Genomic DNA, 11,948 nt, shown 5'->3' with positions numbered 1-11,948 from the left:
CTCCTCAGCGTCTTGTCAGTGATCCGCCGACGAGGGCGAACGGGGCAGGGGGCTCAATCACCCCGAAGGTCGCGTGTCCGTGCCGGGCGAGCGTGACCGCCACCAGCGGCGGGATCGGTGCCCCGCTCTTCGGCCGCGACCACGCCCACGCCTCGGCCAGCGGCCGGGTCTGCACGCCGTCCACGGCCGTATCCAGAGGAGCCTGGCCGATGTGTCGGAACTCGCCGTTGGCGATGTCGTCCGCGAGCGCCCCGCACGCCTGCGCGTACTCGCGCGAGCCCACGAAGTGCAGCCGCCACTTCCCGGCCACTGGCTCCTTCTCCGACGTGAAGCCTTTCTCCAGCAACTTCTTCTCCAGCGACCCAGCTGGGCCCGCCGGGTCGATGACGAGCGCGACCGGGGTCGGCTCGATCGACTGGAACAGCTCGACGAGCCTTCCGATGACCCAGCCGGTCCCGGCCCGGTGCTCGATCACCTCGCCGTGCACCAGGCCGTCCGCCCGGCGTCCGCTGATCGCGATGCTCGCCAGCGACCGGTCCGGCGTGATGTCCACCGCCAGCGCCACCGACCCGGTACGCCTCGACTCCTCATCCAGGCACGCCGTCCAGTCGGCAGGCTTGATCGGGTTCTCGACAAGGAGCGGGTCATCCCACCAACCCATCCGCTCCCGGGCGTACTCGGCCGGCGGCAGCGCGCGCCGCTCGCCGCGCACGTAGGTCACCGTGATGCGACGCCCGATCGCCGGGTTGGCCGCTCGCACCAGCTGCATGTTGTCGCAGCCGCAGCCCTCGACGTCCAAGGCGTGCGTGCAGTCGGCGCCGTCCTTGCAGGCCTCCTTCGGTGGTGGCGCGCACCACTCGAAGTACGCCAGCTGCTCCTCACCGCCGGGCCGCCCGCGGTCCCGGATGCCGCGCAGGACAGATGATTCGACCTTCCCCGCCGACGAGGCGTACACCACCTGTGGGTCCGGGCGGGCCGCCAGCGTCGGGAACAGACTGCCCATGTGCGCGGGTTGGAGCGCGAACCCCTCGTCCAGGATCACCTTGTCGCCGGACAGGCCACGGCCGCCCGAGTTCGTCCTGGCTTTGAAAATCAGCCGTCTGTCCCCGAACAGCTCGATCGCCTCGTCACCGTTGCCGCGGTGTACGTCCTTGACCCGCCGGGCGAACGCCGGGGTGCCCATGATCAGCTCTTCCATGTCCCGGAACGCCTCCTGCGCCGTCCGGAACTCGTGCGCGCTCCAGACGACCAGCCGCTGATCCGTCAGGAACAGCCAGCCGATCGCGGCCTGCTTGAGCACGCCCGTCTTCAGGTTCTGCCGGCCCACGACGATGGCGTTCTCCAGCGCCACCGCCTTGTCGTCCTCGTTCACCGCGAACAGGGCGTCCAGGATGAGCTGCTGCTCAGGATCCGGCGCGAAGCCCGCCAGGTCGCACAGCTCGGCGACCTGCGGCCCGTAGGTGTCCACGTGCGGCGGCACCCACGAGTAGGTGGGCTCAACCAGCCCCGCGGCCACGCCGTTTCTGCTCACGCTGCCGCCTCACCTGGTCGATCGGATCGGCCTCCTGCTCGGCGCCCGCCAGCGCGACCGCCATGGAAGACCGCAGCTCCTTCGCCAGGGCCGCGAATCCGGACCCGGTGTCCGTCGGCCCTGCTTCGTCGATGCGCCGGGCCAGCGCGAGCACCACGCCGCCGGCCAGCGTGTCCGCGCGGCCGAACGACTCCAGCTCGGCGCGCGCCGAAGCCTCCAGCGGGCCGGGCTCCCGCTCACCGCTGGGCGGCCGGGGCGCGAGGCCGAACGCCACCACCGTGCTCGTGCCCTTGCGCGTGCCGCTACCGGCACCGCGCTGTGCCTGTACGCGGCACCCGTTCGAGCAGTACTTCGCGGTGCTCCGCTTCGCCTCGAATTGCTCTCCGCAGGCCTCACATTTCTTTCTCAATTCGACCCCCGGGAATACTTGACGTGGGCCCTGACCTGCGCAAACATTGACGCAGGCGAGCAGGAGCCCACCGGAAACCGGGATTCAGGCCAGCCGCCGAAATCGAAACCCACCGCCCTCCGAATCGGTTTTCCCGATTCGGAGGGCGGTTTGGCGTGTGCCGCTACGTCATTTTTCGGGGAGAGAAATCCTGATTGGGGGCGGGGTCAGGGTGCGACCATGATCACGTCAGGACCCCGCCCCCCTACCCAGGCCCTCGCCACGCTCGTCACCACGCCTCGGACGTCTTCAGGGTGCGTGACCTGCGACGTTGCGCGTTGCCGCGTCGCGCGCCCTCGGATCGGTTGCACGATGCGTGGGCCATGCCGCGGTAGCCGGTGCGGTCGGCGGTGTGGTCGAGGTCGAGCTTCTGGCCGGGCAGCATCACCAGCTGGCAGTGGACGCAGGGCTGTCCGTAGGCCTCGGCGAGCAGGGCTTTGCGGAGCTGCTGGTGCTCGTAGCCGTAGCCATCTGCGGTCGTGTTGCCTGTTCGTGCCATCGGTTCACCACCAACTGCGTGCTCGTGTCCTGTGTGGCTGTGGTGTGGGTGGATGTCGGGTCGGTGCTATGCCGGCGGCTCGGGTCCCAGGTTGGTGAGGAGCAGGTACCACGGGTAGGTGGGGCTGGCGTAGATGGTCTCGTTGCCTGCGCCCTGGTAGGCCAAGGCGATGGTGGCCTTCCCTGTCTCGTCGACTTCTCCGGCGCCGACGGTGATCTGCATCGTGCCGGGTACGCCGGGGAAGCTGGCGGCCTGGGGGTAGTAGGACGGGTGGCCTTCGCTGAGCGGGCTGGCTGAGTCGGTGCCGAAGTAGCGGCTGATCGAGCCAGCAGCGGTGAGGATCACGAGGTCGAGGAACGAGCCGCTGCCGTTCCGCATGAAGCTGGGGGCCGCTTGGATGCGGTCGCCGACGGCTGCTGTGATCGACCCGGCCAGTGTGGTGCTGCCGGAGGTGACGACCGTCCAGGAGCCGGAGGCCGCCAACGGTACGTCGCCGGGCGTGAGTCGCACGTCGTTGGTGCGGATCAGGGTGCCGGATGTTCCTGCCGGGCCCTGCGGTCCGACGTCGCCCTGGTCGCCCTTCGGTCCTTGCGGGCCTGTGTCGCCCTTGGCTCCTGCTGCGCCTGGCACGCCGTCGGCACCGGCCGGTCCCTGGGCGCCGGTTGCACCTGTGTCGCCCTTGGGTCCGGCTGGCCCGGCTGGTCCCTGAACGATGAGGTAGTTGCCGTTGTCGGCGGTGACCGGGGTGAGTTCGGCAATCTTCTGGGTGGGCGTGGCCTTGAGGAGCCGGACCGGGAAGGACACGGTGTCGGCGTCGTAGAAGCTGAGGGTCAGCTGGTAGGTGCCGCCGGAGGGGTTGATGCCGTCGGCGTCGTTGGCGACCACGGTGACGGTGACGTGGCCGGTGTTGTCGAAGTCGGCGCGGACCGGGCCTTGGACGGTCGTGCCGCTGTCGGCGTGGACGAGTTGGCCGGCGGTCGGCACGAGGCGGACGTGGCCGACCATCGGGGTTCCGTCGGGGTGGGTGTAGGTGCCGGTCAGGGTGACGGTGGCCATGCCGTCGGGCAGGGGCATCAGCACCTCCTACTGCGGCGGGTGGCGGTCAGAGGCGGCTGATGCCGTACACCATGGCGAGTCGGCTGTACTGGGCGCGCTCGCGGGTGGCGGCCGGTAGGTCGAGGGGTACGGGGCCGCAGGAGCCCTTGAGGCAGGTGCTGTGTCCTTCGGACACGATGTGGACGTGCTTGCCTTCGCGGGCGAGTTGGTGGGCGGCTTCGGTGGCGCTGCGGGGCGCCGTGATCGTGGTCGGCATGGCGCCTCCGGCTGATCTGTGTGGGAGGCGACGGCGCGGCCGGAGTGACTTCCCCGCGCACCCGCTTGCCGCGCCGTCGCCGGGCACGACGAAGCCCCGGCCGTGAGCGGTAGGCCGGGGCTTCGTGTGCGTTGTGGTGCCCGTGTGCGGGCATGGTTGTACAGGCGGATCGTCACACAGGGTCTGACCTGGGGTCAAGCAGCTTGGCGATCTGCGCGTTTCGCGGCGAGGGCGGCGACGTCGGCCGCGGCGTATTCGGGGTAGCGGTCGCTGCCGCCGACGCGGGTGAGCTGGCCGCGGTAGACGAGATTGCGGAGGGCTCCGGCGCTGATGCCGAGGGCCTGGCGGGTCTGTGCGGCGGTGAGGTGGCCGGGGCGGGCGTAGAGCTGCTGCATGACCCCATGGTGCCCGCTACGGGCGCCACTCAGCGCGGTAGCCGGGACGGTCGGCGTAGGACAGGGCGAGCAGCCGTAGCGTCCACTTCGTTGTGACCATCGGGGCAGGTACTTGACGGCCGTCCTCGTTACGAACCCACGGCTCGCCGTCGATCTCGCTCACCGGGCCCATCCACCGCAGGGCACACGAACCGCTGAACGTGTGGTCGCGGCGGCAGGCAGGCGAGCAGTCGGCGTTGGACGCATCCAGCAGCTGCCGCTTCGCGCCGACCTCACGCAGCACCCGTGCCGGATCGTGGCGGGCGACGTGCTGGCCCACGCTGTCGGCGTCTGCGTTCTCAGGGGTCACTGCCACAACGACGTCGTCCAGGTAGTCGACGACGGTGTACCGCTCGTAACTCGCCTGGGGCGGCCGGGCGGTCCAGACGTCCGACCACTCGTCCCAGCAAGCGGCTTGAGCGATCCGCTCGTCCTCGTCGAGCTGATCGCCGAGCCACTGCACCAGTTCGCCCATGGCGTCATCCTCTCGCGGTGGTGTCACCAGACCCGGCCGCTCCTGCACGGTGATCTTCTCTCCGTTCCAGACGAGGGTGTCACCGAGCCGGGCGACGACCGGCGGCTCGTCGCTGCGTTGGGCCATGACGCCGATGCTGCCGTTTGAGACGGTGCACCGGTAGCCGTGGCGTTCACACCAGCGGCCGGGGGCGTCCAAGGGCAGCATGCCGACGAGGTTGAGCCGATTCGGGTCGGTGGCTGCTCGGTTGCCGACCATGCGGCGGAAGAGGGCGGCAGACTGCTGGTGCTCCAAGATCTCGACCCCTCGGCGAAACGGCCGGGCAAGCGGATCGGCCTGCTGCTCATGCCAGGCGGCCAGCTGATCGAGGCGAGCAAAGGTGGGCTCACGTCTCATGGGCTCATCCCTTCGCCGGGCGTGGCCGTAGTGCGCGCTGCCAGTGGTCCACGAGTTCCTGCGCGGTCCACGATGCGGCGCGCAGGGCCGCGATGCCGAGCTTGAAGCGTTCGCTGTCCGACAGGGCGGGTGTCGGCTTCGCGTGGCGGTCGACCTGGTGCCGGGCGCGGTCGGCGCGCGGGTAGGGGCGGTGGCTCATGCAGTCATCCTCTCGCAGGGAGGGAGGCGCGGGCAGGGATCCACAGGCGCCTGTTTCCCGTTCCCCGCGCGTCCCGGATGGTGCCTCCCTTGCCTCCCTGAATGGGCGTTTCCGCAGGTCATGTACAGGGAGGCGGTTAGGGGAGGCGGGTGGGGAGAACTCCCTCAGTCGTCGCCGCCTCCCTGGTCGGTTTCGCGGTCGGCGAGGGCGTCCATGATGCGCTGACGGCTGACGTGCATCACGCCGCCCGTCTTGTACTCGCCGTGGCCGCAGTCGTCGAGGACGGCCTTGAGGTCGCGGAAGGACCAGCCGTCGTACTCGGCGGGGTTGAGGTCGGCGAGGCGGTGGAGGACGTCCTGGGTGCGCATGCGCGGTGCCTGTCCGAGGGCGGTAAGGATGTCGGCGAGGTGGTCGACGGGCTGGAACGCGGGCGCCTCGGGGGCGGCCGTGCCGTCGTACAGAGCCATGGCCCGTTCGACGACCGGGGTGACCTCGTCGATGTTCTTCTCGGGGTCGCGGGCGATGTAGTGGGCGCGGATGACCTCGAACGCCTTGTTGGTGAAACCGACGGTGACGGCGGTGCCGACGTCCTCGCCGGGGATGAGGGTGGTGGCGGTGATGCCGGCCTTGTGGCGGCCGGAGCCGAGCAGGCCGTCGTTGGCGACGTGGTCTCCGACCGCGAACGCCACCCGGTGGCTGGTGTTGCGGGTGACGTCGCGCGGGAGGCTGTCGGCGGTCGGGGAGACGGTGACCCAGACGAGGGTGATGGCGACCTTGCGGGCCTTCTTCATCACCTTGATGGCCAGTTCAGCGGCCTCTTTGCCGTACTCCTTGTGCATGAACAGCTCGTGGCACTCGTCGAAGACGACGACCTTCGGGCGCATCCGCGGGTCGCGGAGGGCGAGTTCGCGGGTGACCTTGGTGGCGTCGCCGCCGAGGTCCTCGAGGAGCTTGCCGCGTTCGGTGACTTCGTCGCGCAGGTTGCGCAGGGCGACCAGGGCGGCCTTGATGTCCTCGTCGTCGTCGCCCTTGACCAGGACGCGCAGGCGGGGCTTGAGCGGGTCGAAGTCGACGTTGTAGGCCATGCAGTAGACCTCGGCGATGACCAGGGGGTCGAGGATTGCGCCGAGGAGCAGGGCGACGACGATGGACGTCTTGCCGCTGCCCATGATGCCGCCGACCATCCAGTTCGCGGCCATGAGCTTGCCGATGATGCTGTCGCCGCGCTGGGAGACGGCGACGGGGACGCCCTTGAAGTAGTCGACGGTTCCTTCGGTGAGGAGCGGCCACGGGGGTACGGCGCCGGACAGGGAGCCCTGGTCGGCTACCCATAGGTCGAGGACGCCGGGCTGCTTGGGGGGTTCGGTGGGCCAGACCTCGACGGGCTTGCGCAGCAGGTTGTGGGCGAGGATGTTCTTCTTCTGGTTGATCATTTCGACGGTGACGCCCATGGGGAGCTGGAGCTGGGTGTGCCAGCCGTTTCCGGACCGGGTGGTGGGCTGTACCCATCGGGGTTGCCAGCCGTCCTTGATGGCCTTGTTCAGGGGGGCGATGCCGAGGTTGCCGAGGGCCTTGAGGATGGCGTTCTCGTCGGGGACGACGTCGCGCTGCTCGGGGTCTCCGGGCAGGGCCCAGGTGGGGGCGGTGTGCCGGTGGCGGCCGACGGCCCACACGCCGGTGAGGGCGATCCACGGGAGGGCGGTGAGGAGCGGGTTCCAGATGACGCCGGCGATGAACGCGACCCAGGCCACGAAGGCGATGGTGGCGCGGATCGGGGTGAGGACGTCGTGCGCGTCGTGGTTGGCCCAGGCGAGCATGATGCCGAGCATGAGCAGGACACCGGCCCCGCCTGCGGTGCCTGCGGCGATGGCCTTGGGTGCGTTGATGGCGAGCTGGAGGAGTTCCATGCGGCGCCGGTGGCGGGACTGGCGGTAGATGTAGGCGCGCTGTTCCCAGTCCCGGGCGATGTCCTGCTGTCCGGCGGCTTCGGCGGCGCGCATCATCCGTTCGTGGCGGGCGGTGGTGCGGGCGTCCCAGGCGCGGCGGGTGAGGATGCGGGTGCCGCCGATCAGGTAGGCGCCGTGGCGGACGACGAACCGGTAGCCGTCGTTCTCGCGGATCTCGACGACGGCGCGGCGCAGGTGGTCGATGCGCAGGCGGCGCCGGGGCCGGGCTGTGGCAGGACGCTCGGGGACGGCTGCGGGGGCGGGGGCGTCCTGCGCGTCCTGGGGTGTGTCCTGGGTGTCCTCGGGGGCGAACTTGAGCAGGGAGACCGCCGGCGCGGTGTGCCCGTTGACCCGCTCGGGGGCGGTGTCCGTCATGATGTTCTCTCCGGTTCGTGGCGTGCTGCGTTGCGGATCTGGGGCCCGGGGACGGCGGCTGCTGTGGAGGCTGGACGCCGTCCCCGGGGGCTCTACTTGTTCTTGGCGTCGCGTTCGCGGGCCTTGCGGTAGATGGCTTCGACCTCACGGTCCAGGCCGGGCTGATGGGTGATGCCGGCGGCGGCGCGCCGGATGCCCTTGAGTTCGAGGCGCACGATGGCGGCCCTCTCGCGCAGGGTCAGCTTCGGCTCGGCCATGGTCACTTCCCCTTGCGGGCGGCGCGGGCCTCGGCGATTTGCTGCCGCAGGGGCTTCTTCTCCTCAACGGTGACGTCGACCTGGCCGCGGTCGACGCCGGCCTTCAGGGAGACGGCCAGCTGCGCCTCACGCTCGACTCGGTCGGGGGTGTGGTCGTTGGCGCCGGTCACGGTGCCGTCGGCGACCGTCCTGCCGTCGATGCGGGCGGACCAGGCGTAGTTGCGGCCCATGTCAGGTGTCCTCTCGGGTTGCGGTGTAGGTGCTGCTGATGTCGCCGGTCTCGTCGGTGACGGTCTCGCCGGGGCTGACCGTGAACGTCTCGACCTGGATGCCGTCCTGCTGTGCGAGCTGGTCGGCGGGTGTGGTCATCTCGCCGTCGGCGTCGAAGCCGAAGATCAGGCCGCCCATCAGCGGTCCTGCTCCTTCAGTTCGTTGACCTTGTCGAGGTTCGCGTCGACCGCCTCGGCGTGACGGGCGGCCACGTCGTACCGGCCGGCCTGCTGCGCGGCCCTCTGTAGCGCCCGGCACTCGGCGGCGCCCTGCTCGTAGTTCTGGATCTGTTCCTGCTTGCTCTTCACCGCGTGGTCCTTCCTGGTGGCGGGCTCGGCTGGTCCGGCCCCACCGCCCGACAGACCTCCTCAGAGGAGGTCTGTGGGACGGACGGGCAGGTCAGCGGCCCTTCTGGAAGTCCTGCCAGATCGAGCGGAGGACCAGGGCGAGGATCGCCACAGCGACGGCGCCGATGGCGACGGCGACCGCGAACAGGGAGGCGACCAGGCCGCCGGCGATCCCGAGGCCGCCGATGGTGAGCCACTTCCGGCTGTCGAACTCGGTCTTGGCGGCCGGAGCCGGGGCGGGTGCCTGCTGCTGGGTGGCCTGCTGGGTGGCGAGGACGGCCGCGACGATCCGGGCGATGTCGGTGTCCGCCTCGGCGGCGCGGACGGCGGCCTCAGCCTTCTTCAGGGCGTCGTCGGTCATCGCGCCCACCTCCGCACCCGGGGCAGGAGCGTGCGGACCGCCACGGTGGCGGCGAGCACGGGCGGGGCGGCCTTGGCCGCGGCCGCCGCAAGAACGGCTGCGGCGAGGGTGATGACGGACGGGAAGGCGAGGAGCAGGACCCCGAGGAGGGCGCCGAAGAGGAGCGCGCGCATCAGGCGTACCCGCCTTCCATGTCGGTGTTGCGGGGCGTTGCGGGCGGCTCGGTCTCGGTCTTCTTCGCGGCCCGTGACAGGGCGGTGCGGATGTGGTTCTCGGGGACGATCAGCCGCCGGTGCTGCTCGAGGTGTCCGGCGATGTCGCGGGGCGAGGCGTCGTCGCCGAGGGCTGTTGCGGCCTCCTCGATCGCGCCCTGAAGGTTGAGCGCGGCCAGCTCTTTGACCTGGGGTGCAACAGCCGCATCAGGGCGGTCGACGGTGTACTCGGCGGGCTGCTGGCCGAGGACCAGGGCGACCGCGACCGGGTCGACGTTCACGCCGTAGGTGCTGAGGATCGCGGCCAGTTCGACCGCGTCCGCATCAGGTCGCGCGTCGGCCGCAACCCGGATCGCCTCGGTAGGGTCCATGCCCGCGAACCGGGCCCGTAGGACGTCGGTGGCGAACACGGTCTTGGAGACGGCCCGGTCCGGTGTTGCGGCTTCCAGGGTGGGTGTGGCAGCGCCGTACATGGTGGCGAGGGCCGCGTCGGCTCCGTCGCGGACGCGGACGCGCTGCACGTCAACCAGGCCGGCGCCGAGTTCGGTGTCGCCGACGCCCACGTACTTCGCGAGACGCCAGTAGCGGCGGACCGCGGACTTCTTCCGCCATCCGCCCGGGTGGCCGTCGGCCACGGCCCGCTGGTAGGCGAGCTGCCGGGCGACGTCCGCGTTGCGGCGGATCGTCTCGGCGTCGATGCCGGTGCGGTAGACGACGATCGAGCGGGCGATCAGGCCGAGTCCTTCGGCGGCGCCGGACATGGCGAGCGGGGTGACCGCGTACACGGCGGCCTCGCGGATGTCGGAGGCGATGGCGATGCCGATGAGGCTGGCGGTGAGGGGGGCGAGCCACATGCCGCCGCGGACCACGGCCGGGGAGGGCATGTTCAGCATGGTCCTGCCCAGCATGATCAGGGCGAGGATCAGGGTGAGACCCTCGCCGGCCGCGACGACACCGGCCGCGGTGGCCTGCCGGTGGAACGCGGCACCGGCGTTCGTGTAGGTGCCCCAGGCGCCGAAGGCGCCGACGACGACCATGGCGACGGCGGCCGCGCCGAGGACGACGGCCTGACCGCGGGTGAGTTCGCGGGTGCTCACTGGTCCCCCTCGCGGAACGTGGCGTAGTCGCCGGGCGGGTAGGCGAAGGTGGACAGGGCGCCCTCGGCGGCCACGGCGGCGGCGCCGAGGACGGCGATACCGGCGGCGGCCGCGGTGGAGTGGTCGGCGGCCACGTGCGCGGACACGGCGCAAAGCTGGGTGGCGCGTCGGGCGAGGGCGGGCGAGCCGTCGCTGTCGGTCACCTGGTCGGCGACGTAGTCCCGGAGCCGGTCACGGAAGCTCACTGGCCCTCACCCCGCTGGATCCAGGCGTAGGGGCGGGTGATGGCGGCTGCCTTGAAGACGCGGATCGCGGCGCCGGCCGGAGCGTCGGGGAGGCCGTACACGCGGCCGCCGTCGAGGGAGGCGAGGAGCCGGGCGGCGTGGTGTTCGCAGCCGTCGGCGCCCGCGTTGTGGCGGTCGAGGACGGTGACGACGGCGGGCCCGGTGCACAGGGTGGGGTCGTCGGGGTGAGCGGCGGGGCAGCGGGGCGCGGCCGGTACGGCGGCGGCCGGCGTGGCGGTGGGTTCGGCGCCGAGGGCGCGGAGCAGGAGGCGGAGGGCCTCGCGGACGGACGGCAGCTGGTCGCTGTCGAGGAGCTGCTGGCCGACGCGGATGGCGACCTCGAGGTCGGTCGGCTCGGCGGCCGGGACCGCGGATGCGACGGCGAAGGCAGCGTAGGAGGGGTTGGTGCGGGCGGCTGCGCGCTCGGCCTGGCCGATGAGGTAGTCCTCGTGGGCGAGGCGGTGCAGTTCAGCGACGCGTTCGGAACTTGCGGCCCGGGAAGGGCGCGCGAAATGATCGGCCATGCCGACTCCTGGCGTAATCAGGATGTTCGGTAGAGGGTCGGGCGGCGCGCGCGCCCTCGGGTGTTCCAGCACCCGGGGAGCTGTCGTCCGGCCCTCGCGGTCTATTCGGTTGTGTACTTCTTGATCGCGTTTGCGACGGCGGTCCAGCTGAGGTGCTGGTCCTTCGCCACGGCGTACACGCTGCCGAGTTCTTCGGCCCCTTCGTTCAGGGCGATCGCTCGTCGTCTGCGGGCTTCGTCCGCTTGGGTTTCGAGCTGTTCCAGCAGCTCATCCTCCGCACGGACGCGGTCCCGCCATGGGGGCGTTTCCACCTCTCCGAGGTTATCACACCCCCTGTTATATACAAGGGGGTCTGCGATAGTCATACGGGCTCCGGCTGGTAGTGCAGCAGCAGGAGCAGGTCCTGCTGCCCCTCGTACACGGTGTGGCAGACCCCGCACACCAGCCGGGATTCCCCGGCGAGGTGGGTGATGGTCGCCCCGCACACGGTGCCCGCCTCGTCGGTGATGCTGATGCACTGGCCTATGACCTTGCGGCGGGGCAGCGGGTCGCCGACGATGTGGCGGGCCTGCTGCTCCAGGGTCCACACCTCGCGGGCGAGGTCGCCGGCCGCCGGGTAGGCGTCGCTGATCCAGTCGAGCTGTGCGGCCAGCCACCGGCAGTCGTCGGCGAGGCTGCCGGGCGGCGGGGCGCCGCGGTGGGGCCAGCGGACGCGGCGCACGTCCTCGCGCCAGCTGCGCATCATCTCGGCGGCGCGCACCCAGTTGATGTTGTCGAGGACGTCTTCGTTGATGGGTGAGCGGGGGCCGGCGCTGCCCCGGGTGGGGATGATGTCGCCCCAGTTGGAGCGGCGGGGTACGAGGCATTCGCCGACCTCGGCGTACAGGGCGGGCAGTTCCTTCAGCCCGGCGGCGAGCTGGTCCCGGTGGCGGGTGCACAGGTGGCCGCGGGTCGTGTTGCCGCAGAGCGCGCAGGTCACTG

The 11,948-nt window shown here is 70.9% G+C and carries 20 protein-coding genes; all 20 read right to left on the bottom strand.

Annotated elements, in window-relative coordinates:
• Positions 1-4: 4 nt before the first annotated feature.
• The 20 genes from AB0958_RS09840 to AB0958_RS09745 all read right to left on the bottom strand — a co-directional run bounded on the left by AB0958_RS09840 (position 5) and on the right by AB0958_RS09745 (position 11,946).
• Entirely contained in the window at positions 5-1,531 is a 1,527-nt protein-coding gene (locus AB0958_RS09840) for a hypothetical protein (RefSeq protein ID WP_366889840.1), read from the bottom strand.
• Positions 1,497-1,805 carry a hypothetical protein gene (locus tag AB0958_RS09835; protein ID WP_360568160.1) on the bottom strand — a complete coding sequence of 103 codons (309 nt, stop codon included), beginning with the start codon at positions 1,803-1,805 and terminating at the stop codon, positions 1,497-1,499. Before AB0958_RS09835 ends, AB0958_RS09840 begins: the two co-directional genes overlap by 35 nt.
• Before the next feature lie 403 nt (positions 1,806-2,208).
• A complete protein-coding gene (locus tag AB0958_RS09830; RefSeq protein ID WP_366889839.1) occupies positions 2,209-2,478 on the bottom strand; it encodes an endonuclease domain-containing protein in 270 nt (89 codons plus the stop codon).
• 66 nt (positions 2,479-2,544) lie between these two features.
• On the bottom strand, positions 2,545-3,552 hold the full coding sequence (locus tag AB0958_RS09825) for a hypothetical protein (protein WP_366889838.1): 1,008 nt from the start codon (positions 3,550-3,552) through the stop codon (positions 2,545-2,547).
• A gap of 28 nt (positions 3,553-3,580) precedes the next feature.
• Positions 3,581-3,790 (bottom strand): hypothetical protein, encoded by a 210-nt coding sequence (locus AB0958_RS09820; protein WP_366889837.1) that lies wholly within the window; start codon positions 3,788-3,790, stop codon positions 3,581-3,583.
• A 194-nt stretch (positions 3,791-3,984) separates the two neighbouring features.
• Complete coding sequence (locus AB0958_RS09815) at positions 3,985-4,185, bottom strand: hypothetical protein (protein WP_366889836.1); 201 nt, start codon at positions 4,183-4,185, stop codon at positions 3,985-3,987.
• Positions 4,186-4,201: 16 nt separating this feature from the next.
• On the bottom strand, positions 4,202-5,095 hold the full coding sequence (locus AB0958_RS09810; RefSeq protein ID WP_366889835.1) for a DUF6221 family protein: 894 nt from the start codon (positions 5,093-5,095) through the stop codon (positions 4,202-4,204).
• A 4-nt stretch (positions 5,096-5,099) separates the two neighbouring features.
• Positions 5,100-5,294 (bottom strand): hypothetical protein, encoded by a 195-nt coding sequence (locus AB0958_RS09805; RefSeq protein WP_366889834.1) that lies wholly within the window; start codon positions 5,292-5,294, stop codon positions 5,100-5,102.
• A gap of 164 nt (positions 5,295-5,458) precedes the next feature.
• Positions 5,459-7,615, bottom strand: a complete 2,157-nt coding sequence (locus AB0958_RS09800; protein ID WP_366889833.1) for an FtsK/SpoIIIE domain-containing protein — start codon at positions 7,613-7,615, stop codon at positions 5,459-5,461.
• Positions 7,616-7,707: 92 nt separating this feature from the next.
• Positions 7,708-7,872 carry a hypothetical protein gene (locus AB0958_RS09795; RefSeq protein ID WP_366889832.1) on the bottom strand — a complete coding sequence of 55 codons (165 nt, stop codon included), beginning with the start codon at positions 7,870-7,872 and terminating at the stop codon, positions 7,708-7,710.
• Between the two features lie 2 nt (positions 7,873-7,874).
• A complete protein-coding gene (locus tag AB0958_RS09790) occupies positions 7,875-8,102 on the bottom strand; it encodes a hypothetical protein (protein ID WP_366889831.1) in 228 nt (75 codons plus the stop codon).
• Position 8,103: 1 nt separating this feature from the next.
• On the bottom strand, positions 8,104-8,280 hold the full coding sequence (locus tag AB0958_RS09785; protein WP_366889830.1) for a hypothetical protein: 177 nt from the start codon (positions 8,278-8,280) through the stop codon (positions 8,104-8,106).
• On the bottom strand, positions 8,280-8,450 hold the full coding sequence (locus AB0958_RS09780; protein ID WP_366889829.1) for a hypothetical protein: 171 nt from the start codon (positions 8,448-8,450) through the stop codon (positions 8,280-8,282). Before AB0958_RS09780 ends, AB0958_RS09785 begins: the two co-directional genes overlap by 1 nt.
• Positions 8,451-8,541: 91 nt before the next feature.
• Positions 8,542-8,850 (bottom strand): hypothetical protein, encoded by a 309-nt coding sequence (locus AB0958_RS09775; protein WP_366889828.1) that lies wholly within the window; start codon positions 8,848-8,850, stop codon positions 8,542-8,544.
• A complete protein-coding gene (locus AB0958_RS09770) occupies positions 8,847-9,023 on the bottom strand; it encodes a hypothetical protein (RefSeq protein ID WP_366889827.1) in 177 nt (58 codons plus the stop codon). Before AB0958_RS09770 ends, AB0958_RS09775 begins: the two co-directional genes overlap by 4 nt.
• Positions 9,023-10,159, bottom strand: coding sequence for a conjugal transfer protein (locus tag AB0958_RS09765; protein ID WP_366889826.1), 1,137 nt, complete (start codon positions 10,157-10,159; stop codon positions 9,023-9,025). The genes AB0958_RS09770 and AB0958_RS09765 overlap by 1 nt, the downstream gene beginning before the upstream one ends.
• Positions 10,156-10,404: a hypothetical protein gene (locus tag AB0958_RS09760; RefSeq protein ID WP_366889825.1), complete on the bottom strand. Its 249-nt coding sequence runs from the start codon at positions 10,402-10,404 to the stop codon at positions 10,156-10,158. The genes AB0958_RS09765 and AB0958_RS09760 overlap by 4 nt, the downstream gene beginning before the upstream one ends.
• Positions 10,401-10,967, bottom strand: coding sequence for a hypothetical protein (locus tag AB0958_RS09755; RefSeq protein WP_366889824.1), 567 nt, complete (start codon positions 10,965-10,967; stop codon positions 10,401-10,403). Before AB0958_RS09755 ends, AB0958_RS09760 begins: the two co-directional genes overlap by 4 nt.
• A 101-nt stretch (positions 10,968-11,068) precedes the next feature.
• Positions 11,069-11,278 carry a hypothetical protein gene (locus tag AB0958_RS09750; protein WP_366889823.1) on the bottom strand — a complete coding sequence of 70 codons (210 nt, stop codon included), beginning with the start codon at positions 11,276-11,278 and terminating at the stop codon, positions 11,069-11,071.
• A 50-nt stretch (positions 11,279-11,328) separates the two neighbouring features.
• Entirely contained in the window at positions 11,329-11,946 is a 618-nt protein-coding gene (locus AB0958_RS09745) for a hypothetical protein (protein ID WP_366889822.1), read from the bottom strand.
• Positions 11,947-11,948 lie beyond the last annotated feature (2 nt).

The sequence above is a fragment of the Streptomyces sp. NPDC006655 genome, from assembly GCF_040703965.1.
GTDB lineage: Bacteria > Actinomycetota > Actinomycetes > Streptomycetales > Streptomycetaceae > Streptomyces.
The sequence above is the reverse complement of the archived record's forward strand: the minus strand, read 5'-3'. Positions and strand labels throughout refer to the sequence as shown.